Origin of the sequence: Myxococcus sp. AB056 (genome assembly GCF_006547365.1) — a bacterium.
GTDB classification, from domain to species: Bacteria; Myxococcota; Myxococcia; order Myxococcales; family Myxococcaceae; genus Myxococcus; species Myxococcus virescens.
In genome coordinates this window covers 1-23412 of sequence record NZ_VHLB01000117.1, presented here as the reverse complement: position 1 = coordinate 23412, position 23412 = coordinate 1, and the positions used below count along the sequence as shown (strand labels likewise).

The 23412-nt window shown below is 65.0% G+C and carries 16 protein-coding genes and 1 pseudogene; 11 read left to right on the top strand and 6 right to left on the bottom strand.

Features of this window, described 5'->3' with window-relative positions; all coding sequences use genetic code 11:
* Positions 1–57 precede the first annotated feature (57 nt).
* The 4 genes from FMP39_RS33200 to FMP39_RS38270 all read right to left on the bottom strand — a co-directional run bounded on the left by FMP39_RS33200 (position 58) and on the right by FMP39_RS38270 (position 3671).
* Positions 58–1935, bottom strand: coding sequence for a HEAT repeat domain-containing protein (locus FMP39_RS33200; RefSeq protein WP_141594041.1), 1878 nt, complete (start codon positions 1933–1935; stop codon positions 58–60).
* Between the two features lie 60 nt (positions 1936–1995).
* The gene (locus tag FMP39_RS33195; protein WP_141594037.1) at positions 1996–2601 is read right to left on the bottom strand and encodes an RDD family protein; all 606 of its coding nucleotides are present in this window, start codon (positions 2599–2601) and stop codon (positions 1996–1998) included.
* A gap of 536 nt (positions 2602–3137) precedes the next feature.
* On the bottom strand, positions 3138–3320 hold the full coding sequence (locus FMP39_RS37620) for a hypothetical protein (RefSeq protein ID WP_176436272.1): 183 nt from the start codon (positions 3318–3320) through the stop codon (positions 3138–3140).
* Between the two features lie 126 nt (positions 3321–3446).
* On the bottom strand, positions 3447–3671 hold the full coding sequence (locus tag FMP39_RS38270) for a hypothetical protein (RefSeq protein WP_228558545.1): 225 nt from the start codon (positions 3669–3671) through the stop codon (positions 3447–3449).
* Here FMP39_RS38270 and FMP39_RS38265 point away from each other — a divergent pair.
* The 11 genes from FMP39_RS38265 to FMP39_RS33140 all read left to right on the top strand — a co-directional run bounded on the left by FMP39_RS38265 (position 3615) and on the right by FMP39_RS33140 (position 21267).
* The gene (locus FMP39_RS38265; RefSeq protein WP_228558544.1) at positions 3615–3908 is read left to right on the top strand and encodes a helix-turn-helix domain-containing protein; all 294 of its coding nucleotides are present in this window, start codon (positions 3615–3617) and stop codon (positions 3906–3908) included. The genes FMP39_RS38270 and FMP39_RS38265 overlap by 57 nt on opposite strands.
* 47 nt (positions 3909–3955) lie before the next feature.
* The gene (locus tag FMP39_RS33185; protein ID WP_141594035.1) at positions 3956–4846 is read left to right on the top strand and encodes a sterol desaturase family protein; all 891 of its coding nucleotides are present in this window, start codon (positions 3956–3958) and stop codon (positions 4844–4846) included.
* A 498-nt stretch (positions 4847–5344) separates the two neighbouring features.
* On the top strand, positions 5345–5743 hold the full coding sequence (locus FMP39_RS33180) for a metalloregulator ArsR/SmtB family transcription factor (protein WP_141594040.1): 399 nt from the start codon (positions 5345–5347) through the stop codon (positions 5741–5743).
* A 547-nt stretch (positions 5744–6290) separates the two neighbouring features.
* A complete protein-coding gene (locus FMP39_RS33175; protein ID WP_141594034.1) occupies positions 6291–6560 on the top strand; it encodes a hypothetical protein in 270 nt (89 codons plus the stop codon).
* An 11-nt stretch (positions 6561–6571) separates the two neighbouring features.
* The gene (locus FMP39_RS33170; protein WP_141594039.1) at positions 6572–8179 is read left to right on the top strand and encodes an efflux RND transporter periplasmic adaptor subunit; all 1608 of its coding nucleotides are present in this window, start codon (positions 6572–6574) and stop codon (positions 8177–8179) included.
* Between the two features lie 13 nt (positions 8180–8192).
* Positions 8193–11342 carry an efflux RND transporter permease subunit gene (locus FMP39_RS33165; RefSeq protein WP_141594033.1) on the top strand — a complete coding sequence of 1050 codons (3150 nt, stop codon included), beginning with the start codon at positions 8193–8195 and terminating at the stop codon, positions 11340–11342.
* Positions 11339–12622, top strand: coding sequence for a TolC family protein (locus FMP39_RS33160; RefSeq protein WP_141594032.1), 1284 nt, complete (start codon positions 11339–11341; stop codon positions 12620–12622). Before FMP39_RS33165 ends, FMP39_RS33160 begins: the two co-directional genes overlap by 4 nt.
* Positions 12619–14745 (top strand): cation-translocating P-type ATPase, encoded by a 2127-nt coding sequence (locus FMP39_RS33155; protein WP_141594031.1) that lies wholly within the window; start codon positions 12619–12621, stop codon positions 14743–14745. The genes FMP39_RS33160 and FMP39_RS33155 overlap by 4 nt, the downstream gene beginning before the upstream one ends.
* Positions 14746–14771: 26 nt before the next feature.
* Positions 14772–14978 (top strand): hypothetical protein, encoded by a 207-nt coding sequence (locus FMP39_RS33150; protein ID WP_141594030.1) that lies wholly within the window; start codon positions 14772–14774, stop codon positions 14976–14978.
* 1443 nt (positions 14979–16421) lie between these two features.
* Positions 16422–17405, top strand: coding sequence for a hypothetical protein (locus tag FMP39_RS33145; protein WP_141594029.1), 984 nt, complete (start codon positions 16422–16424; stop codon positions 17403–17405).
* Between the two features lie 127 nt (positions 17406–17532).
* Complete coding sequence (locus FMP39_RS33140) at positions 17533–21267, top strand: hypothetical protein (protein ID WP_141594028.1); 3735 nt, start codon at positions 17533–17535, stop codon at positions 21265–21267.
* A gap of 188 nt (positions 21268–21455) precedes the next feature.
* On the opposite strand, the gene FMP39_RS33135 is transcribed toward FMP39_RS33140, so the two are convergent.
* Together FMP39_RS33135 and FMP39_RS33130 are read right to left on the bottom strand one after the other, a co-directional pair.
* Positions 21456–22790: a hypothetical protein gene (locus tag FMP39_RS33135; RefSeq protein ID WP_141594038.1), complete on the bottom strand. Its 1335-nt coding sequence runs from the start codon at positions 22788–22790 to the stop codon at positions 21456–21458.
* 2 nt (positions 22791–22792) lie between these two features.
* Positions 22793–23284: pseudogene (locus FMP39_RS33130) on the bottom strand (hypothetical protein); the annotation flags it as partial.
* Between the last annotated feature and the right edge of the window lie 128 nt (positions 23285–23412).

Below are 23412 nucleotides of genomic sequence, written 5' to 3'. Positions count from 1 at the left end.
ATAAGAGACAGTCCCCCCTCCTGCCTCGGGAGGGGCGCCCTTTCCCGTGTGGTGGCGTCAGGGCCGTCCGTCCGGTTCGACAGGGGCCAGGCGCCCGTCCCTCGTGACGCGCACCACGTGGGCAGGTGCGAAGGTGCCAGCCCGGCCACATACGACTGCGTCGAGTCGCTGGTCCGTCGTCCCCACCACGAGGTCTCCCGCCTCGTCCAGCGCGTATGCCATCGGCGCCCCCGGGAGCGTCACCCAAGGCGTGGCCCGCCACTGCCCCTCGGACGCGTCGACACGCACCAGACGCCCTGCACCGCCAAGCAGGTGCGCCAGCCCCTCCAGCACCACGAGGGTGCCGTGCATCCTGACGACTTGCAGGGGGTTGGCCTGAGGCTCCTCCAGCACCGTCACCCGCCCGGCCTCATACACCCCCAGGGCGCCCCCAAACTCCCCGTCGTCCCATCCGACGAGACAAGCCTCTCCCATGGGTTCGAGGACGGACGCGGAATCCCCCCCAGGCACGGCTGCACAGGGACTCCCATGTGGGGGCGCCTTCGGCTTGTCCCAGTGCAACTGGACGGAGGTGTGCCCCTCCTCGCACACCGTCCACTCCCCGCTTCGTCCTGGAATGAGGCGGGCGCAGTCGATGGAGTCCGCCGGCCGCACCTCCTGGTCAGAGCGCCATTCCAGGGCCAACCTCGCGTGGATCCGCGCCACCGGCGAGGCGTGTACCGCCACCACCTGCTGCAGCAGCGGCTTCAGCTCCTCCGCATGCGCCTGGAAGGAGTAGCTGCCCAGCGCATCAACCGCCGCGGCCTGGACTTCGCTGTGCGGCGCGTCCACCGCCTGGCGCAGCGCATCGAGAGCGGCTGAATCTCCGACGCGTCCAAGGGCCTCCGCTGCCCGCGCGCGCTCCCACCCTTCGTCCCCCGTGGCCAGCAGCCGCAGCAGCGGCTCCGTCGCGGCTGGCCGCGCCACGGGCCCCAGGGACGCGAGGCTCGTGAGGGCCCGGGCACGGCATTCAGGCGCGGCGAGTTGCTCAAGGACGCCCGGCACCGCAGCAGGACTCCCGAAGGCCACCAGCGCCTGCAGCGCCACGGGTGTGAGGCGCACGTCCCCCCTCTGTAGCGCCTGCAGCACCTCGGGCGCGGCCTTCTCCCCTTGGCGCCCGTAGGCCGCCAACACCGAAGCCACGTAGGCCGCGCGCGGGGTGCACCCGTCAAAAACCGCCTCGCAGCCTGGCGCGGGGGCCGCCGGGCAGGACATCCCGGGTGGGCGCCGGAGAGCGGGCTCCGCCAGCTCCCTCGCGAGGAGCGTCCGCAGGCGCAGGACGAAAGTCTCCGTGTACATGGAGCCGCGCCGGGCGAGCACGTGGCGCACCAGCACCAGCGCCTCCCAGCTCGACTCAGGATTCTCCAGTACCCCCACCAGCACCGGGGCCAACGTCGGGCCGAGGTGCTCCAGCGTCGACGTGGGCGACTCCAGGAGGTGACGCAGAATGGCTGGAGCTGCTCGCTCGTCATCGAGGGAGGAGAGCGCGTGCAGGGCCATCCCACGGGGCTCCCGCTCATACGCATCAAGCAGCGCGGGCAAGGCGCTCTTGGCCTTCTCCCCCATGTTCGCCAGTGCCTGTACCGCACCGCCGCGGACGCGGGGCTCCGGGTGCTCAAGCAGCGAAATCAACCGGGGGACGACGTCCTCCCCCGCGCGCCCCAACTTCCAGGCGGCACACGCCTGCTCCGGTGCCGGCCACTTCTCCCCGGTGTCGGGGCCGTGGAGTTCCTGCAGCAGAGAAAGGCACGCGTCAGTGCCCTCGCAGCAACCCTCCCACGTCATGACGTCGTCCCGCTTCCACGTGTGCCGGGCGCACCCCAACGCCAGCGCCACCACCGCGCACACGAGCCCAGCCAACCACCGGGGGCGCCCGGACTTCACCACTCCCTCCATGTCATCGCCTCTCATTCTCCCCTCTCGGTGAAGGGACTTCGAAACCAACGCTTCAGCCAATCACGCACCACCCAGCGAACGAGTGCCGCGCCCGAGGGCCTTCACAACGCGCGTGCCGGCCACCCAGTCGTGAAGGCATCGCCGCTCCTCCCCGACAATGAAGAGCGCATCCATGAGGCCGAACCAGACGCAGTAACCGCACAGCGCCATCGGGAGCGCATTCCGCAGCAGGGCAATGCGCCACACCTCCGCCGGAAGTCCGTCTCCTCGGACGACTCGAATTCCCAAGAGCCGCTTGCCGAGGCTCGCGCCAGTGCCTCGAATCAGGCTCGCCTGCACGAGCAACACGAGGAGCGCCGGAGCGTAGACGGCTGGAGCCTTCATCGCCGCTTCGCCCGGAATGGCCAGGCACCGAAGCACGCCCAGGAACAGGGACGGAAGCAGGAGCGCCGCCCCATCGACAAGGCATGCCGCGAGCCGGGCCCAGCACGTCGCCAGCTCCGGAGCCGCATGAAGGCACCGGAAACACAGGCCCGCCCCCAACGCGGCACAGAAGGCACAGGTGAAGGTGCCGCAACGAGTACAGGCAAGGGCGGCAGAGAAGCCTGGATGCTCGGAGCATTCGGCTTCCGAAATCGATTCAAGGGCCTCGCGGAAGTCGGACATGGAGGGCCGCAGCACAGCTACGCTCGCCCCGTGCGGCAAGTTCCTTCAGCGAGAAATCCCCGCCCGCACTCACAAATTCAACCCAACAGGTATAATCTCCTCGACCATTATGGCAGGCCTCTTGCCACCTGCTGGTTACCGCGACGCCCGGATTTGCTGTTGGGGGGGACCGCCCTGCCCAAATAAACGAGGCCCCTGGAGGGCGCTACTCCAGGGCGGCTCCTCCAAGAAGGTGCCCACGTCCAGCGGGTTGAGTGTGACCAATCTCGGTCGCCGTGCCATACGTGCGTCACGACGAGCGAGCGGGGAACACACGGGCCGGCGAGTAGTTATGCCGACGAAAAAGGCGGCAGAACAACCAAGGATACGGTCCGAACTTGTCCCGGACGCCAAACGGGGTGAGAAGTTATCCTTGGCCATGTTCCTGGGCGCTGAAGTCAGCCCCGGCCCCCATTGCAGGTAACCTCAAACGCGCACCTCCTGTCCTGGGACTCCAATCCTGGTAAAAGGCGGGAGTGCCTCGTGAACAAAGATGGCTAGGGCGCGCGATGGTAGGCCCGCGCTGGCTCGCGTACCTGGGGGCCGTTGGCCCAACTCAAGAGCATTCGCACCACGCGTTCCAGCTCGTTCGCGCCGCTGAGGGACTGCTTGCGCTCGTAGATGCGCGCGGACGCCGCGCGGAGGGGACGGTGGCCGTCATTCCTCCGGACACCGCTCATCGCATTGAACACGGGGCAGCGCGTGCGTTGCTCGTATTCGTGGACCCGGACGGCCTAGTTGGCCGCAGGTTACGACAGCTCGAAGTGGGCACGGCTTCAGCAGAGTGGATTCATGCGGGGACGCCTCTACTTCGTGTGCCGCATCCAGCCGAGCTGGTGCGTGCGGATGACTGGGTGCGACTTGTGGAAGAGTCGCTGATGCGATTGGTAGGTGAGGCAATCTCCCCCGGCGCGGTGCATCCTGCGATAAAGCGCCTTGTTACGCTCCTCCCGGGGCGCATCGAAGCGGGAGATGTGAGCCAGCGCGCGCTCGCACAGGAGGTAGGGCTGTCCGCTGGGCGCTTCGGTCATCTTTTCTCTACCAGCATTGGCATCCCGCTGCGTCCCTACATCCTTTGGCTTCGCCTCCGTCGGGCGACAGAAGCCTTTCAGGGCGGCGCGACTCTCACCCAAGCCGCTCACGTCGCGGGCTTCACGGACAGCTCGCACCTCAGCAATGCGTTCCGGCGAATGTTCGGTCTTGCCCCCTCGGAGGTGGCGCGGGGCATCGAGTGGGTCAGCGAGCAGCCGTTCGCACCAACAAAGTAGCCAGTTCTTCCAAGTCAGCCGAGGTGCGGCGATGCCACCCTCCTCCCATGCTGACAACTTCTCTTGAAGCCCCTCCAACGCGCCTCGCGCGCCAGGCACTGCGCATGGGGTACCCGCTCTTCATGCTCCTCGGTGTCAACGGCGCAGCCCTAGCCCTTGTCCACGGCGGCGCCTCGAAACTGTGGCTTGGCGGGCTCCTCATGGCAGCCATCGGAGTGTCTTTCCTTGCCGAGCGCGCCATCCCCTACGAGCCAGCCTGGAATCGCCCCCACGGGGATGTCGGGCGAGACCTAGCTCACTTCATCGTCAATGAAGCCTCCAATATCCTGTCCATTCTGGCGCTGCCGCTTCTTTCAGGCTTGGTAACCGTGCGTGACGAATGGCCACATGAATGGCCGTTCGTTTTCCAGGTACTCCTCGCCGTGCTGGTGTTCGACTTCGGCGTCACCCTGACGCACTGGCTGAGCCACCGCATGCCCGCTCTCTGGCGACTCCACTCCGTGCATCACTCCGTCAAGCGCTTCTACGGCTTCAATGGGCTGATGAAGCACCCTCTTCACCAGGCGTTGGAGATGACAGTGGGGGTGGCGCCACTACTTCTCATCGGGCTTCCCTCAAGCATCGCCTCGGCGCTCGCCGCACTCTCGTGCGTGCAACTCCTCATGCAGCACTCGAACGCGGACTACTCGGTGGGACCGCTGAAGTACCTGCTTGCCCTCAATGCGGGGCACCGATTCCACCACCTCAAGTGGGCGGGCGTCGGTGACGTCAACTTCGGTCTATTCACCAACTTCTGGGACTACCTGCTGGGCACGTGGTCTTACACGCCCGAGAAGCGGTTCTCTTCGGATGAACTCGGCATCGCCAAAGAGCCGGGTTTCCCGGTGGGCTACTGGGCGCAGCTCCTCAAGCCCTTTCAAGGTAGCAAGGAAGCCTGAGCGTGGACCCGGTCGCTCTGCTGGCCTTCAACGGAGGACTCCAAGTCTTCGTTTCGCCCTTGCTGGGCACGTTCATACTCGTGCCGCTTCAGCCCTGGGGCAAGCGAGTGGCCGCGAGGGTGAACATGAAGTCACTGCGCGCTACGCACCTCGACTGGCTCATGCTCGGCTTCATGCAGTGGGGAGCTGCGTTCATGATGAGCCGGTGGCCCGAAACGGCCTCGCCGTGGACAGCATGCCTTCTCGTCTTCGGGGGCTGGACGGACGCGAGCCCGCCCCCCTTCGCGGCTTCGGCATCAATGCATATGTGCTCGGCGGCTCGTGGGGGCAGCGGACGGCCGCGGGCATCGCAGGGCTCAGGGCCGCGGCGATTCTCTCCGCATGGAGCAGGCTGCTCGTCACGATGCTCCCCGCCCTCCGGAGGTGAGGGCAGGCGACACAAGGCGCGTTGGAGGGTTGACCCGAGCTCGTCACTTGCTTATATACGCAAACGTGAAGATGAGGCAACCACAAGCCCCCCAGGAGACGACTCCGCTCTCCGCCGACGCCTGTCAGGTGGACTACGTCGACGAGGCGAAGGTGGCGGCTGTCCAACCTCGAATGCTGAGCGCCGACGCGGCCCAGCAGGCGGCGGAACTACTCGGCGCCTTTGCAGACCCGACCCGTCTGCGGCTACTCCATGCGCTCTCACTCTCAGAGCTCTGCGTCTGCGACTTGGCCCACTTGGTTGGGCGCTCCATGGCCACCACCTCGCGGCAGCTTCAGCAACTGCGACACATGGGGCTGGTGAAGTACCGGGCCGCTGGCAAGCTCGTGTATTACTCCCTTGCCAGCACCTGGGCGAAGGGGCTCATCCACGACGCCGTCAGGCAGCTTGAGGGCAGGGAGGCAGCATGAAGGGTACCCTTCGCCTCCAACGCGTCCTCTCCCTGAGCCGAGCCCTCTTGGTGGTGTTTCTCGCTCTCGTCTACTCCGGTGCCCCTCGCTATGCGCTGGCCGCGCTTGGCTTTGAAGAGCCAGAGTGCAGTGAAGAATGCGCTGGGTCTCTCGGGGGCAAGCAGTGCCCGCCGGGTTGCGCTGTTGGCCCGTGTGCCAAATGCCCCCCCGTTGTCGCGCCTGCTGCGCAGCCTCTCCTCGTGGAGGCGCGCCCGGTGTGCGAAATGCTGGTGCTAGTGCCGCACGCGCCTGCCCCCCCTGTAGCTGAAGGACTCTTCCAGCCTCCCAGGGCGTAGCACCCGACGCCCACGGGAGAGGTGCGCCCCAAGGCTGGCACCTTACGGCGGTTTGACTCAGACCTCCCCGCCTTCTCTTCGCCACGCGAGCGCCGTCCGCGCTGACACGGACTGCCACATCGCGCACCGTCCAACCACGCTTCACGTCCAAGCTGTGGGCCCGCTCGCGGGGCTGTCCCCGCGGTGTGGCCCATGGCCGGAGTCGTCGCCCCATGTCCATGCCCCGCTCGCTGGCGTTTGCCGCCCTCTTCGCGCTTGCCTCCACAGCCTTCCCAGTTTTCGCCGAAGAAGCCCCCGCCCAGACGAAGCCTGCTGCCCCAGTCAAGTGCGAGCACGGAGTGAAGAAGCCCCTGTGCACGCGCTGCAACCCGAAGCTTGAGGCCGTCTTCAAGGCAAAGGGCGACTGGTGTGAGGAGCACCAGCGTCCTGAGTCTCAGTGCGCCGTGTGCAACTCGAAGCTTGCGAAGGAGGGCGTCAAGTGAAGCCCCCGCGCATGCATCTGTTGTGCGCTGTCCTCTTCTTCCTTCCGCATGCAACTGGCTGCACAAAGGGAGAGGCACCGGCCCCAGACGCCAAGGCCGAGGCGCGCACGCCGAAGACGGAGGCCACCACGGCAGTTGCCACCCGAGAGGCGAAGCCCGCCCCTTCTTCCCCTGCTGCAGCGGGCCCCAAGCTGTGCCAGCACGGGGTGCCGGCGGAGCTGTGCACGCAGTGCAGCCCGGAGCTTTCAGAGGTCTTCAAGGAGAAAGGTGACTGGTGCAGCTCGCACAACCTCCCAGAGTCCCACTGCTTCAAGTGCAACCCCAATCTCACTTTCGCTTCCACGCAAGGCCCCAAGGCCGGAGAGGCTCATGCACCTGTTCCACAGGAGGCGTGGTGTGGAGAGCACGGCGTCCCCGAGGCCAAGTGCACCAAGTGCAAGCCGCAGCTCATCGCGAAGTTCATCGAGGCGGGTGACTACTGCCGCGAGCACGGCTATCCAGAGTCCGTCTGCCCCTACTGCCACCCGGAGCTGGTGAAGGCGGCCGGGCAGCAGCCGCCGGAATTTCCCGAGCCGGGCACCCTGGTGCGGCTGGCGTCCGTGGACATTGAGCGCAAGGCGGGCATCCAGACCCAACGTGCCGAAGCACAGTCCTTCGCCCAGACGCTGGAGGTGGTGGGCCAGCTCGACTTCAACCAGAACCGCCTGGCTCAGCTCTCCGCCCGTGCCGAGGCGTTGATAGCCGAGGTGAAGGTGGACGTGGGGGACGTGGTGAAGGCGGGTCAGCCGCTCGCGGTGCTCACGTCCGCAGGCGTCGGTGAGACCCAGGCGCAGCTTTCGGCCTCCAAGGCCCGGCTGGAGACGGCGCGCGCCGCCCTGGCGCGAGAGGAAGCCTTGGCTCAGCGGGGAATCAGTCCCCTCAAGGAGGTGCAGGAGGCGAAGTCGGCGCTCGCCGCCGCCGAGGCAGAGTACCAGGCGGCTCTTGCGGGCCTGAGTGCCGCGGGCGCGAGTGCGGGCAGCACCGGTGGGCGCTACGTGCTGGGCGCGCCCTTTGCCGGCACCGTCGTCCTGCGGGACGCGGTGGCTGGACGAACGGCCTCCGCCGGACAGACGCTCATCGCGGTGGCCGACCTCACCACCATGTGGGCATTGCTGGAGGTGCCCGAGGAATCCGCCACCCTGGTGAAGCCCGGCCAGAAGGTCGCCCTGCGCTTCGAGGGGCAGGGCGGTCACCTGCGCGAGGCCACGGTGAGCCGGGTGGCCGCGACGGTGGACCCCGCCAGCCGTACCGTCCGCGTCCGGGTGGACCTGCCCAACCCCGATGCCTCCCTCAAGGCCGGCCTCTTCCTGCGCGCCAGCATCCAGGTGTCAGGTGAGAAGGAGGCCCTCCTCCTGCCGCGTGAGGCCATCCAGGAGGCCCAGGGGCGTCACCTGGTCTTCGTCCGCTCGGGAGAAGGCGTCTACCAGCCGGTGCCTGTCGAAGTCGGTGCCACGCAAGGCAATCAGGTGCCCGTGCTTCAGGGGCTTTCCGCCGGGGCCGAGGTCGTCACCACGGGCGCCTTCCTCCTGAAGACGGAGATCCTCAAGGACTCCATTGGCGCTGGTTGCGTGGACGACTGAGAGGACCCATCCCATGCTGACGCAAATCGTTGATTGGTCGTTGCACCATCGCTGGATGGTGCTCCTGGGCGCCCTGGCCCTCATCGTCACCGGCACCCTCGCATTCCGAGCGCTGCCGTTGGACGCCTACCCGGACACCACCCCCACCCAGGTGACGGTGAACACCGTCGCTCCGGCCCTCTCTCCCACCGAGGTGGAGCGGCAGCTGACGGTGCCCCTGGAGCAGGCGCTGGCCGGCCTGCCGAAGCTGGAGGAGATGCGCTCCATCTCCAAGTTCGGGCTGTCGCAAATCACCCTGCGCTTCGCCGATGAGACGGACATCTGGTTCGCCCGGCAGGTGGTGGGCGAGCGCATGTCCCGCGTGGAGCTGCCCGAGGGCATCGAGAAGCCCTCCCTGGGTCCGGTGGCCACGGGCCTGGGCGAGGTCTTCCACTACCTCGTCAAGAGCAAGACGCAGAGCCTGGAGGAACTGCGCACGCTGCACGACTGGATCATCGCTCCGCAGCTGCGCAGCGTGCCGGGTGTGGCGGAGGTGAACGCCTGGGGCGGCAACGAGAAGCAGTGGCACGTCGTGGTGGACCCCCGGCGCCTCCAGAAGTTCAACCTCTCCCTGGGCGATGTGTACCAGGCGCTGGAGGCCAACAACGCGAACGTGGGTGGCGGCATGCTGGAGCGCGGGGGCGCGGCGAGCCTCGTGCTGGGCGTGGGCGTCCTCACTGACGGCAAGGCCGTGGAGGATGTCGTCCTCGCTGCCCACAACGGGGTGCCCGTGCGCGTGCGCGACGTGGCCCGCGTGGAGGTAGGGCATGAAATCCGCCGTGCCGCGGTCACCGCGGACGGTGAGGGCGAGGCCCTGCTGGGCCTGGGCTTCATGCTCATCGGGGAGAACTCGGACTCCGTGACGAAGGCCCTGGCCACACGCCTGGAGGAGGTGAAGAAGGGCCTTCCCCAGGACGTGGAGGTGACGCCCGTCTACGAGCGCACCGAGCTGGTAGACCACGTCCTGCACACGGTGGAGAAGAGCCTCCTCGAAGGGGCGCTGCTCGTCATCGCCATCCTCTTCCTCTTCCTGGGCAACGCACGCGCGGGTCTCATCGTGGCCAGTGCCATTCCGCTGTCCATGATGTTCGCGTCCAGCGCCATGCTGCGCTTCGGCATTGCCGGCACGCTGATGTCCCTGGGAGCCATCGACTTTGGCCTCATCGTGGACTCCTCCGTCATCCTCGTGGAGAACGCGGAGAAACACCTGGGCGAGGACAAGTCGGGGCGCAGCGTCCTGGAGGTGGTGCGGGATGCCGCCGTCGAGGTGCGCAAGCCCACCCTGTTCGGCGAACTCATCATCATGATTGTGTACCTCCCCATCCTCGCCCTGGAGGGAGTGGAGGGAAAGCTCTTCAGGCCCATGGCCCTCACCGTCATCTTCGCGCTCATCGGCAGCGTGGTGGTGTCCATGACGGTGATGCCCGTGCTGGCCAGCTTCGCCCTTCGGAAGGGTGCACACGGGCACCGTGAGCCGCGCCTCGTCACCTTCCTCAAGCGCCTGTACCAGCCAGCCCTGGACAGGTCCCTCAAGCACCCGAAGGCCGTGCTGGGCGGCGCCCTGGGCCTGGTCCTCGTGACGGCGCTCGCGGCCACGCAGCTGGGCAGTGAGTTCGTTCCGAAGCTGTCGGAGGGAACCATCGTCATCAACACGGTGCGGCTGGCGGAGGTGTCCCTCTCGGAGTCGGTGCGTTACGGCGGCCAGTTGGAGAAGGTGCTGCTGGAGAAGTTTCCGGATGAGGTGGCGCGGGTGTGGACACGCACGGGCACACCCGAGGTGGCCACCGACCCCATGGGCCTGGAGCTCTCTGACTTGTTCGTCACCCTGAAACCCCGCGACGAGTGGAAGCGCGCAGAAACGCAAGAGGAACTCGTCCACGCCATGCAGAAGGAGCTGGAGGGCATGCCCGGCATGCGGATGAGCTTCCTCCAGCCCATCGAGATGCGGGTCAACGAGATGATTGCCGGCGTGCGCAGCGACGTGGGCGTCAAGCTCTTCGGCGACGACCTCGACGTCCTCAAGGCCAAGGCCCAGGAGATAGAGAAGCTGGTGCGGGGCCTGCCCGGCGCCGCGGACGTCACCCTTGAACAGGTGACGGGCCAGCCCGTCCTGGAGGTCACCGTGGACCGGGCCGCCATCTCGCGCTACGGCATCCCCGCGCACGAGGTGCTGGACGTGGTGGAGGCCATGGGCGCGCGAAAGGTGGGCGAGGTGAGAGAGGGTGAGCGGCGCTTCGACCTCGCCGTGCGCCTGGACGAGGAGTACCAGGACGCGGCGAAGGTGGCCTCCGTCCTGGTCGCGGCACCGTCAGGTGAGCGCGTGCCGCTGGGACGGCTGGCCACGCTCAAGACCGTGTCAGGCCCCACCACCATCCAGCGCGAGTGGGGCAAGCGCCGCGTGGTGGTGCAGGTCAACGTGCGGGGCAGGGACCTGGGGAGCTTCGTCAACGAGGCGCGCACCGCCATCGAGAAGAGCGTGGAGCTGCCGACGGGCTACTACGTGCGCTTTGGCGGCCAGTTCGAGAATCTGGAGCGTGCCCGCCTGCGGCTCTTCCTCGTGGTGCCGCTGGCGTTGTCGCTCGTCCTCTTCCTGCTCTTCCTCACCTACCGCAACCTCCTGGAGAGCATCCGGCCACTGGTGACGGGCGTACCCTTCGCCCTGGTGGGCGGAGTCGTCGCGCTGTTGCTGCGCGGCATGCCCTTCTCCATTTCGGCGGCCGTGGGCTTCATCGCCCTCACCGGCATCTCCATGCTGGGCGACATGGTGCTGGTGTCGCGGGTGCGGCAGCTGCTGGCGAGCGGCATGGAGCTGACGGCCGCTGTGCGGGAAGCCGCCTTGTCCCGGCTGCGGCCCGTGCTCATGACGGCCGCGGTGGCCTCCCTGGGCTTCGTTCCCATGGCCCTCAACACAGGGGTGGGCGCCGAGGTGCAGCGGCCCCTGGCCACCGTCGTCATCGGCGGAGTGTTGTCCTCCACGGCGCTGACGCTGTTGGTGCTGCCCGTCCTGTACGTGGTGTTCGCCCGGGCCACGGGCCGGGACAAGGTGGGGACCGAGGCGGCCAACGAGGATGCTGCCGGTATTCCCAGCGACCGGGGGCTGCGCGTGGTGGAGGCACAACAATGAGTGCGCGTGACCCTGGCGCTTCACACGGGGCAGCACCGCCGCGGACCCTGCTCGTGTGGCTGAGCTTGGGGCTCCTGGTTGCAGTCCCTGCCGCGGCCGAGCAGCGCTCCCTGTCCATGGAGGAGGCCGTGCAACTGGCCCTCCAGCGCAATCCGGACGTGCGTTCGGAAGAGGCGGAGGTGCAGGCCGCCCGGGCACGCCTGTCCGGTGCGTCCCTCCTCCTTCAGAGCAATCCGGAGGTAGACGTGGCCGCCGGTCCCCGGCGACGCGACGGGAACAGCAGCATTGACTACACGGTGCAGCTGTCCCAGCGCATCGAGGTCAGCGGTCAACGGGGAGCGCGGGTGGAGGCCGCCAGTGGCGCCCTGGGTGCCGCGGAAGCGCGCCTCGGGACACGGCGGGCGGAGGTGGCAGCCGAGGTACGCGAGGCGTTCGGGCAGGCACTGGCCGCCGCCCAACTGGTGACCCTGGCGGAGGACGCGGTGCGGCTGGCCGAGCAGACACTGGAGACGGCACGGCGTCGCCTCGAAGCGGGTGATGCCTCGCGCATTGAGCTGAACGCCGCACAGGTGGAAGTCGGTCGGGCCCGGCGTGAAGTCCGCCGCACCATCCAGAACCGTGCCGTAGCCCTCGGTGAGCTTCAGCGACTCCTGGCCCTGGACGCGGAGACCACGCTCGACCTTCGGGGTGAGCTGGCAACCTCAGCGCCAGACAAGGGCGTGGACGTCGAGGCGCTGGTGCGCACGGCCCTCCAGCAGCACCCGGGGGTGCGCATGGCCCGGCAGGAGGCGGAAGCGTCCCGGGCGGAAGCACGCCTTGCGTCACGCGAGGCCCTCCCGGCCCCGCGCCTGGGGGCAAGCTACAGCCGCGAGGAGGACGCGCACATCCTCCAAGCGACGCTGGGTGTCGAGCTGCCACTCTTCAACCGCAACCAGGCCGCCCGGGGGGTGAGTGCCGCCCGGGTCACCCAGGCAGAGGCTGCCCTGGAAGCAGCCGGGCGCCGCGTTGAAAGGGAGGCGCGGCTGGCGGCAGCGCGCCTTGCTGCGGCCCAGGCGGCAGTCGGGGACTTCGCGGGCGGAGTCCTCCCGGCGGCGCAGGAGAACCTGGAGCTTCTCCAGGCCGCCTATACCGCTGGCAAGGTGGACATCCTCCAACTGCTCCTCATTCGGAGGGACACGCTGGAGACCCGTCGTGGCTACGTGGAAGCGCTGGCGGATTTGAACAGCGCACAGGCGCAGCTCGCCCAGGCCATCGGAAGCGAGCAGGAGGTGCCCAGATGAGCGGCAAGCAACTGGAGCTGTACGTCGAGAACCTCGATTGCGAGAACGACGCGGCGAAGCTGAAGCGGGGCCTCACCGGCACGCCCGGCGTGGTGGACGTCACCGTCTACGCCAAGGCCGCCAAGGTGGTCCTCACCCTGGACGAGGGAAGGACTTCCGCGGACGCCGTCCAGGAGCGGCTGGAGGGCCTGGGATTCCCGGCCAGGCGCCAGCGCGGAAGGACGGGTACGGTGAGCCCCTGGAAGAATCCCAAGGTGCTCACCTCGCTGGCCTCGGGCGTGTTGCTGCTGGCCGGCTGGTTGGGAGCACGCGCCGGGGCGCCACCGGCCGTGGCCTGGGGCATCTTCCTCGCCTCCCTCGCGTCGGGTGCCTGGTACTTCGGCCGGGAAGCGCTGGAGGAACTCCTCAACGAGCGCGAGGTGGGCATCGAGCTGCTCATGCTGGTGGCCGCCGTGGTCGCCACCCTCCTGGGGGAGCCCATGGAGGGCGCCATGCTGGCCTTCCTCTACTCCATCTCCGAGGCCATGGAGGGCTACACCGAGGAGAAGACGCGCAGTGCCATCGAAGCGCTCATGGACCTCGCCCCCAAGGTGGCCCTGGTGCGCCGGGACGGCAGGGACGTGGAAGTGCCCGTGGAAGAGCTGCGGGTGGGCGACACCTTCCTCGTGCGCCCAGGCGAGGCGGTGGCGACGGACGGCGTGGTGCTGGCGGGCGCCTCCAGCGTCAACCAGGCCCCCGTCACGGGCGAGAGCATTCCGGTGGACAAGGGCGAGGGCGCCACGGTCTTCGCCGGCAGCATCAATGGCGAGGGCTCTCTGGAGGTGAAGGCCACGACCACCTACGCCAACAACACCATCTCCCGCATCATCCACATGGTGGAAGAGGCGCAGGAGAAGAAGGGCCAGAGCCAGCGCTTCATCGAGCGCTTCGGCCGGCGCTACAGCCCCCTCGTCCTGCTGGCCGGTGTCCTCTTCGCGGTGGTTCCACCCCTCCTCCTTGGAGGTGCGTGGGCGACGTGGCTGGCGCGCGCCACCGTCTTCGTCGTGGCGGCAGCACCCTGTGCCCTCGTCATTTCGATTCCCATCACCCTCGTGGCCACTCTCGGCACGGCTGCCAGGAAGGGCGTGCTCATCAAGGGAGGCACCTTCGTCGAGTTGCTCGCCACCGTGGACGTGGTCGCCCTGGACAAGACCGGAACGCTCACGCGCGGACAGCCCGACGTCACCGACGTCCGCCTGTTTCCCACCTGGGCCACGGAGGCGGGTAACTCGGAGGCGCGGCTGCTGTCAGCGGCAGCGGGAGTGGAGCGCCACAGCCAGCACCCATTGGCCCTGGCCATCGTCCGGCGTGCGGAACAGGAACGCGTGCCCGTGGGAGAAGTGCAGGGCTTCCGGTCGCTCACCGGCGCCGGAGCCACCGGGAGCTACCAGGGCGTCCCCTTGTACATCGGTAGCCCCGCGCTCTTCGAGGAGAAGCTGGGTCTTCGTCTCGACGCGCTCCGGGAGGAGGTGACGCGCCTCCAGGCCGAGGGCAAGACGGTGGTGCTCGTGGGCGATGAGAGGACTCCGTGGGGGCTGCTGGCCATCCGCGACAGCCTCCGCCCCAATGCCCGCGCCGCCATTGCAGCCCTCCACGCAGCGGGCGTGAAGAAGGTGGTGATGCTCACCGGAGACAACGAGCGCACCGCCCAGGCCCTGGCACGCGAGGTGGGCATCGACGAAGTGCACGCGGGACTGAAGCCTGAGGACAAGGCGGCCAGGGTGCGTGAGCTCACGCGCACGCACGGACACGTGGCAATGGTGGGTGACGGCGTCAACGACGCACCGGCGCTCGCCGAGGCTACCGTCGGCGTGGCCATGGGTGCAGCGGGTACGGACGTCGCCCTGGAGACGGCGGACGTGGCCCTCATGGCCGACAACCTGGAGCGGCTCGCGTACGCCTTGAAGCTCGCCCGGCGCAACCGTGCCGTGGTACGCCAGAACCTGGTCCTCTCCGCGCTCGTCATCAGCGTGCTGGTGGTGGGGGCCCTCGCAGGGACCTTCACCCTTCCCATCGCAGTCCTCGCTCACGAGGTCAGCGAGTTCGTCGTCATCGGCAGCGGGCTGCGCATGCTGCGGGCGTGAGCGCCATGCGGTCCAGGGGACAGGGCATGCCTTCCAGAACGGACAAGCAGCCCGTCTTCTCCGCGAGCGTCACCGGTACGTCCGCGGATGGATGGCTGGGGCGCATGTTCCTGGAGAGCGGACAACTCCTCTACGCGGGCCCCTGTGCCTACCCAAAATTCGGTCGCTGGGGCATGGGGTGCGTCAAGGCGAGTGAGCGAGGCGTGTGGGGCCGAGGCCACCGAATGCCTTAACGGCGAAGGGGGGAAGCACGGGGAGCGCCAGCGGGGCGTACCAAGGCTGCTGCTGCGCACGGCCTGGCTCGACACCGCCTGCGGAGGCCTGCCCTCGCAGGCCGTGGACGCCGGCCGGGTGGGCCATGATTGGCCACAGGAGCCCCAGGACATTGCCTCGCTCGTCCCTGGTCCCGCGCGCGGGTCGAGGCCATGCGACCGTCACCTACCCAATACTTCACCCGCAAGCCTGCCGCGACCGCCGCCGCCGCCACGCACTCTCTGGGAAGCCGGCGCCGAGCGGAGCAGAACCATGGACGGGAGGGCCCCCACCATGTAGTTTGCGGACATTCAATCGGTCCCCGATTGAAGGGGGCCCCCGGCCCCTTCTTTGAAACCGCTGGATATCACTCGGCTTTTCGGCCCTCAGAGAGTTTGAGTCCTCTCAGAGAATCGCAGAGAACGAGTTCGCGCAGGGCTTCATTCGGGGAGCTGAACGAAGGGCCCTACCAACCGGTAGGGCCCTTTTGTTTTACACGGGCCTCGCGATGAAAATCGCGGGGCCTTCGTGCTTAAGCCGCTGAATCCCAAGGGATTTTAGCTCGCGGTGCTGAAGAGGGCCCTCTCGGCTCTCCACCCTGCAGAGCGAGATGCCCCCTCTTCTCCGCCGCCGATTGGGCTCTCTGGACCGCCCTTTCACCCGTTCTGGGGAGAGAGAAGCCGAGAGCGGTTAACAAGTGCTGTTAACTTTTGGGGCGGTGCTTAACAACATTCCCACGGAGACCCGCTCTTTCCGCTCTGAGGTTTCTGGGAGGGCGTCTCTCTCGGGTTTCTGGTTGCGTCTCTTACCTCCTTTGCTGGTCCCCAAGGGGGCGGCGCAAGGTCCGGGGGAGGCCTCCCAATCAGTACTCAAAGTGAAGGCACTTTCGGAAGCCTCGGATCAGTTGCCTCCACTGTCGTTTCACGGGGGCTCGCCAGCCACGAGAGGTGGACGGACCTGACCTCCTTTCCAGCGCCATCCGAGAGACTCCGAGAGCCCCGAGACTCCGCAGAGCCCCCCGTGCCGCATCACGGAACCACCAAGCCCGTCAGGGAAGACAGCCCCTGAAGCTGCCGGGCCCAATGTCCCTCGCGAGGTAGTCGCGGCGGAAAGGGCTTCATCGAGAGGGCTCGCGCCAGGCGCGCTGACTCACGTGCGCAACAAGAGAATGGGTTTCCGCGCAGTTTTCGAGCGAAGCATGGACTGCTACCTTCACCGTTTTTTCGTAGCACACGGAGGGGACATCCATGGCGGAAGGCAGCCTGCTGAACCTCATCACCTTCGGCTTCGCCGGTCGGTATGAGGCAGCAGCCACCCGAGCGGAGGACGCGAGTAGCGCGCTTCGCGCCCTCGAACGCGAGACACAAGGCCAGGCGGAGCTGCTCGCTCGAATCGCGAAGCGCCTCGCTGCAGGCGAAGTCCTGGTGGAGATTGCCCAACTCGCTGACAGGCAGGTCTTCGTGACGCGTCTTCAGCGGCGCGGTGCGGTGGACCACTACCTGTACGAAGCAGACGCCGGGCGATCCGAGAAGCCAGTGCTCTCCTTCGTCGGCGCGCTCGGCGATGACGCTGTGACGTTGAACGAAATCGTCTGCAACGAGAAGCGCTGCCTTCCGGACCACGGCCCGCTACTTCTCAAGCACGTGGTGGCATTCGCTCGAGCCCAAGGACTCGGTGACATTCGCGGAACCCCACGCCCCGCGGACTGGCGTCATGGCCACGTTCCAGAAACCTTCAAGGCGGCGTATGCGATTCAGCCTGAGCCCCGGCCGCCTCCGGAGGGCTTGCTACCCATGCGTCGACTCCATCGCCGGGGAAAAACACGTGAGGCCGCCGCGACGTGGCCGCCCGATGCGTTCCGGTTGATGGCTCTGATGCGGGACTTCCAGAAGCAGACGGCGACCGCTGTCTGGAAGGAGCGCCGACGGCTCGACATCCGAACGGCCCGAGAAGAGGTCTCGCCCGCGGCCATCGACACCTTCGTTCAGCACCTCATCGACTCTCAGGCGGCTGTGGTCGGCCTCATGCGGGACCGGGCGCTCGTCGACAACATCAAGGAGACTCGCCCTCTGGCGTTCCGATTCGGACTCAACGGGAGAATCGAAAAGCTGGAGCTGCTACTGCTCACGAAGCATTCGGCCTGGCGCACCATGGGAATGGCTCACGTCCATCTCCCTGAACTCGCCAAGGGAGGACATCGAGCGAAGGCCGCACCTGCGCGCAGGCCCGTCGCGGATCCACGCCCCTTCCTTCCCTATATCGGTAAGCCACTCGTCCTCGTGCTTCGTGACGGAACGGTGCTTCACCTACCGCTTCTCGCCGTGGGTCCGTTTGACCTTCTACTCGGATGGCCGGGCAACGAGGTCCTTGTCCACCTGCACGCCATCACCTTCTGGGAAGCAGCGTAGGCCGCCGCCCTCGCATGCAGAGGCACCTGGTGCCATGGCGGGCAGCCCGCCAATAAGCGCTCGTCTCCAGGCCCCCGGATCCCGGCACGAACCTAGCGGAATCAATGCTCAGCAAGGAGAACGTTTGGTGGCAACAAAGAATAAAGGAGGGCGGAGCCCCCGCACATCAGTAAAGACCAAAGCCAAGAAACGACCCGCAGGACAAAAAAAGGTCCAGCAGATACGCGCAACATCCGAAATCACCTCCGTCGCTACCGAATCACCTTCATATCCCTGGTCAGTACCCTACGAGGCGCTCAGAGCACTGAACGATAAGGACCTTACTGCGGTGATGAAAGAGCTCATTACCGCCGAGGCTGTACTCAGGTCCGCGGACATCAGTCTGATCAACATCAACTCCGAAGAAAAAGCTGCCGACGCTGGTTGTGATGGATGGTCTCCACAAGTACCCATCGCATCCGCATGGCTTGGATCTAGGGAAACATGCTGGCAGTTCAAGGCAGGGAAAAGCGGAGAACCTTCTCGCCTGAGAGGCGAAGTGGCGAAGCCGGTCCCATCGTCCACTCTGGCAAATGGTGGTCGCTTCGTTCTCGTAGCGAGTGGCTCAGTAAACGGAGTGGCGGGACAGCGTGCACGACTGTTGGTTCTTCAGAGCGAGGCAAAGAGGCTGCGGCTGCCTACAGACCATATTCACGTATTAACAAGTGAGTCACTATCCAACTGGCTCGACCAACATCCAGCAATTGCAGGGACATTTCTGGGGCTAAAGGGGTTCTGGACCTTATCCAACTGGAAAGCGGATATCAGACATCCTGCAGGTTGGTCCCCAAGTGAGTCGCAACAGGCCGCTGTCGCGCAGCTTCATGATGCCCTCGGAAGCTCCAGCGAAACCGTGCACATCCACATTTACGGCAGGCCTGGCGTCGGAAAGACGCGATTGGCGTTGGAGGCATGCAGTTCCGCTTCGTGGTCGAACAACGTCCTTTACGTTCCCGACCCCTCTCAAGCCCACGTTCTTGAGCTAATCGAGCGAGTCGCAGCTAACCATGCATATTTAACCCTAGTTGTCGATGAGGCTCCGCCCAATCATTTGGACACATGGGGAGCAGCCGCACATCGTTCCAACGGACGCATTCGACTCCTAACCATCGGGCATGCTAGGCCTCCAGTTACCACACACATAACCGAGATAGAGCTTAAGCCGCTAGATCGAGATGCAATGCTGAAAGCCGTTCGCGAATGGCACCCGGAGATGCCTTACGAACAGCACGATTTCATTGCAGCCTTCTCGGATGGATACATCAAGCTCGCCCGCCTCACCGGTGTTGCGCTTACCAACAACCCAGGAATGAACGTACGCGACCTTCTCCGGAACCACCAAATCAAGTCGCTAATGGACGCACTTCTTGGACCAATGCAAGGCCGGAGAAGCCTGCATGTCGTCGCAGTTCTCACGAGTGTTGGCTGGGATGGGCCAAAAGCAGAAGAAGGCAAGGCAATCGCCGAGCGATTTGGGCTCAACTGGAACGATGTTCGTATTTCAGTTCGCGAGTTCGACGAACAAATGGGCATTGTTCCCAAAGCGGGCGACCTGCGTTATATTTCTCCAGCCCCACTGGGAGTATACCTTGCCATCGAAGCATGGGAAACCAACCACGAGCAACTGGAACAGCTCGCTGCAAATCTGCCAAATACAGAGGCACAAAGAGCTTACAACGAGCGACTTAAAGCGGCAATCACATGTCCACCAGCTCGCAAATTCGCGCAGAACCAACTTCGCCTCTACACATCCATAGAACGCTTCGCAAACGAGCAGGATGTTGAGTTCTGGGCGGTAATCTCGCGCTCAGACCCAATTACTGCGGCAGCGCAGATCCGAAGTGCACTTGAACGCGCTACGCGAGCACAACGACTGGACATCACAGGCAAAGCGCAGCGCACCCTAGTGCATTCGCTAGCCAATCTAGCATGGAGCGCATCGACATTCACCGATGCGACCATCGCTCTCGCCTTCTTGGCCGACGCTGAGAACGAATCCCGGAGCAACAATGCCGCCAATGCGTTCCGCGAACGATTTCAACTTTTCCTCGGCGGCACTGAAACGCCCTTTAAAGACCGTCTTAAAGCTGTCGACATTCTTCTGACACGAACCGAGGACTCATATAGAGGACTTATCATTGAGGCACTTTCATCGACGGGAGCAAGACGATCTACACGAATGGATCCGCCCTCAAGAACGGACTCTGCGCGAGAGCCCGAATGGCGTCCGAGAACCCATCAAGAGGCGCTCGACGCAATCAATGGCGCATTTGACAGGCTTGACAGAGTTGCATCTGAGGGGCGGCAAGCCCTCCAGGATCCACTCGTCAAGGCGGGCAGGGAGTTGCGCCACCTATTGCGCAACCGATGGTTACGCGACCGCATTTCAAATCTATACCAAATCATCATCAAGAGCCACCCCGAGACGCAGTCAGTATTTAGAGAAGAATTGCGCGACATACTGAATCTTGAAACCCAGCACTGGAGAGAACTACCTACAGAAGACGTGCATTGGCTTGAGTCGTTTTATGAAGAGCTAGCTGATCGAACACCGGCAGGCCAACTTCGGGAGATGGTCAGCATGCGAGACTACCAGTTCGACGTAGCCCAGTTGGACCCGTTCGCGAGAGCATTGGTCGCTTCTCCCGAACTGCTAGAATCCGAGTGGGCATGGCTCACATCCGGTAACGCTACGCAGGCTTGGCGTCTTGGTGAAGTTGTCGCCGGCATCGACACAAGCCTAGATTTACTACCGCGCCTTCTTGCCTTTAGCAGCCATGGCCCAGACATCCGAATAACCGCAGGCTACATTCACAGGGTCACACAAAGTCGCGGCCTCGACTGGGCAGACAATCTTCTCAACAACCTTCGACAGGAGACTCCGGAAGACATCAGACTCATAGCCGAACTCTCCAGGCTGTGTACCCCAACCGATCATGGAGCGGAGCGACTAGCGACTCTCGCCGAGTCCGGGCGCCTCCCTATTCCCATTGCTGGACAACTGGTTTTTGGTGGATGGACCTCGAATATCTCTCATGCGGCGTTCGAGCGCCTGTCACAAGTGCTAGTTTCCCGCCCGGAGTACCGTTCATCTGCCATCGTGCTTCTTGAATTCCGCCTCAAGCAGAGCCCCGACGAGTGGGCCTCATTTGAGGGGCTTGTTCTCGAACTGCTCAGCGACACAAGCCTTCTCAAAAACTCTAGCAGGAGCGAGTATCACTGGATGAGCCTCGCAAGCAAGCTCGTCCCTTCTCACACCCACTTCATTGCCCGGACTATCCTCAACGCACACGCAGAGCATGACGAACAGGGATGGTTCCTTGAGCACAGCCGAGTCGCCGGAGTCTTCTCAGCCTGCATTGAATCCAACCCCAAGAAAGTCTGGGAAGAACTAAGGCTTAAACTAGAAACGCCGGAGACCGCCATCAGGATAACGTATGGATTCCCCAGTGGAGAACTTGAGCGGCTCCCTCATCAAGAAATCCTAACTTGGGTTGCAGCCGCGCCCGCATCTCGTGCCCTCCTCGTCGCGAGGCTCGTGGCGAAGACTCTTGCTCCAGGATCTCTCAGCGAAAAGCTTCTTGCCGCCAATACAGCCCAAGCCGAACTTAGCGACGAGTACTTCCTAGCTTGGTTCCAGGGAGGTTGGTGGGGGCCTGAGTCTGCTCACTGGCAAGGCATCGCCGAACAACTCAATGCTCTTGCCAAGGAGACACTTGAACCAGCGGTGGCTGACTGGGCACGCCACGCAGCCCAACGATTCCGACAAAGGGCCGAACACGAGAGCAAGCGAGAGGAAGAGAGACAGGTCCGAAGCAGATAGCGGACTGCACTTCCTGTCCCCACAAAATTTTGGCAGCGACCTCATAGACTCTACGAGGTCCCCATGAGGCATAGATCAAATTTGGTAGATGACAGGCTACTTGTGCCATCGCCCTCACCGCCCGCCGACTGCGCCGCGAACTGCGCGCCCGCCAAACCGCCAAGCGCGCGAGGAGCACCAACACCAAGTCAGGGCCGGTACCGCTCCGCCTCCTTGAAGAACTGGGTGAGCGAGTACTCCAACAGCGACTCGCGCGACTGCATGTACCGGCGCGCACGGAGGAAGGGCAGCCAGAGGCGCTTCCCAACGCGCACCTGGGACTCCTCCATCTTCGCCCGTAGCACCCACGTCCCGCCTAACCGCCGCACGAGCACCTCCCCCAGGTAGGCCCCCAGCGCCGGAGTTGTGTGACTGTCGATGAGTTCGCGCGTGTACCGCTCCGGGAAGTTCTCCCTCCAGAAGTAGAAGTCCAGGTCCGTGAGGGACTCGGCCGTCTCGCCCATGATGGAGGGCACCTTGGTGTGCAGTGCTGCCACGAGACCTTCCGACAGGTCTCCGTAGGATTCGAGGACGCGCTCCGGATTCGCCACGTCCGGGGGATGGGCGACTGGGAGCCACTCCTCGGGCACCGGCGGCCGGAAGGCGTTGAGCTCGGCAATCTTCCGTTGCCGCTCGCTGATGGCGAACTCGTCCGGCAGCCGTGAGAGAAACGGCGCCACGTCCGGGTGGAAGCGGGGCTCGACAGGGGCGAGTGTGGCGCTACGCTCCCTCAGTGTGCTCAGCACCGTGTCGAAGTCGAGGTCCGGGCGCAGGTGGACATGGGCGCGGGCCTGCGCGACACGCGCATCCTCACTGTCGAAGTCGGCGGCGGTGGGCCTCAGTACCAGGAGGACGGAGCCGTTCGGGAGCTCCTCCACGAGGTGCGCAGGCGTCGCGAGCATCCGCTCTCGACCGACAGACTCCACTAGCTTCGGACCGAAGATGTTCAGCCAGTACAACTCATAAATCTTGTCGAACCCTTCCCGCTTCCAAGTTTCATCGTCACGACCGAAGGCGGGAGAATCCGTGAGCTGCCGGTCAGCCGAACTGTGCGCTGATGCATGATGAGCGGGATATCGGGAAGCCCAGGCTCGGGCAATTTCTACAATGCCGAGACAGGCCTTCTCCTCCGAAAAGAAAGAGAGCGGCTGCACGCTGAGCCTGACACGCAAATCGGGCTCCTCCTGTGTAAGGCCAAGCGTGAGCGCCAGCGAAACGCCGGGATTTTCTGAGCGGAACAGCCCGATGCTCGATCCGTGATCATCGCGCCGCTCCTCAATCGCTCGCCACACAGCATCTCGGGAGTATTTCCGCCTCCTGCTCGTCTTGACGAAAGTTGGCATCCAGCCGCCAGCATGTTTCTCAAGAGCATCAAAAAACGGGGCCAGTTCGGACTCGACGCCATTCCCAGAATTGAAAGCCCCATCGAACAAGAAGCGCAGGCAATCCACCTTGTTCAAATCATGGAGCGTCAGCGTCGTCATTTTCATTGAAACAGTACCTCCACGCCCTTGTTCCGAATCTGCGCGTCCTTCACCGCATCTATTAGCATGTTGCCATCTGTGGGCAGAAGCTCCTTGCCCTCGTACACGAGACGCACTCGCTTCACATCCGCCTGCTGTCGCATGCCGTCCCGAAGAATCTTGAGCGTTCCGCCGTAGTACTTCATGGCGTTACTGGCGTCCGTTCTCACCTGCACAGGCAGCGCATCTTCGTCCAGAACGGCCAAGTTTCGACTCTTGAAGCTGAACGTCTCCACCCGAGGTGGCTGCCCCGGAGTGGGCTTCGCTTCGATGACGAGCACGTCCGCATAACGAAGGTCCACCTTCGAGACTCCGACATGCGTCTCGATGCGCGGCTGCTCGAAGTCGCCGAGCCAGCGCCGGTGCGCGCGAGGCAACGCCGCGTCCTCCTTCAGCATGGCGATCATGGTCCTCTCGAAAGCCATGCCTCGAGCATAGTAGGCGCGCATCCCCTCACGGTGAGCGTCAAGGTAGTTGTCGCGTGAGAGGGTTCAGCCGACGGACCGCACCTCCTGCGGAAGCGGGGTGAGGTTGGGAGTGGGATTGAGGCGCACGGGGCCTACCGGCGTCCAGTCGCGCGTGC

Excerpts from the sequence above, each read along its gene's own strand:
- FMP39_RS33200 (WP_141594041.1), bottom strand. The coding sequence starts at position 1,935 with ATGGAGGGAGTGGTGAAGTCCGGGCGCCCCCGGTGGTTGGCTGGGCTC.
- FMP39_RS33195 (WP_141594037.1), bottom strand. The coding sequence starts at position 2,601 with ATGTCCGACTTCCGCGAGGCCCTTGAATCGATTTCGGAAGCCGAATGC.
- FMP39_RS37620 (WP_176436272.1), bottom strand. The coding sequence starts at position 3,320 with ATGAGCGGTGTCCGGAGGAATGACGGCCACCGTCCCCTCCGCGCGGCG.
- FMP39_RS38270 (WP_228558545.1), bottom strand. The coding sequence starts at position 3,671 with ATGACCGAAGCGCCCAGCGGACAGCCCTACCTCCTGTGCGAGCGCGCG.
- FMP39_RS33185 (WP_141594035.1), top strand. The coding sequence starts at position 3,956 with ATGCTGACAACTTCTCTTGAAGCCCCTCCAACGCGCCTCGCGCGCCAG.
- FMP39_RS33180 (WP_141594040.1), top strand. The coding sequence starts at position 5,345 with ATGAGGCAACCACAAGCCCCCCAGGAGACGACTCCGCTCTCCGCCGAC.
- FMP39_RS33175 (WP_141594034.1), top strand. The coding sequence starts at position 6,291 with ATGTCCATGCCCCGCTCGCTGGCGTTTGCCGCCCTCTTCGCGCTTGCC.
- FMP39_RS33170 (WP_141594039.1), top strand. The coding sequence starts at position 6,572 with ATGCATCTGTTGTGCGCTGTCCTCTTCTTCCTTCCGCATGCAACTGGC.
- FMP39_RS33165 (WP_141594033.1), top strand. The coding sequence starts at position 8,193 with ATGCTGACGCAAATCGTTGATTGGTCGTTGCACCATCGCTGGATGGTG.
- FMP39_RS33160 (WP_141594032.1), top strand. The coding sequence starts at position 11,339 with ATGAGTGCGCGTGACCCTGGCGCTTCACACGGGGCAGCACCGCCGCGG.
- FMP39_RS33155 (WP_141594031.1), top strand. The coding sequence starts at position 12,619 with ATGAGCGGCAAGCAACTGGAGCTGTACGTCGAGAACCTCGATTGCGAG.
- FMP39_RS33150 (WP_141594030.1), top strand. The coding sequence starts at position 14,772 with ATGCCTTCCAGAACGGACAAGCAGCCCGTCTTCTCCGCGAGCGTCACC.
- FMP39_RS33135 (WP_141594038.1), bottom strand. The coding sequence starts at position 22,790 with ATGACGACGCTGACGCTCCATGATTTGAACAAGGTGGATTGCCTGCGC.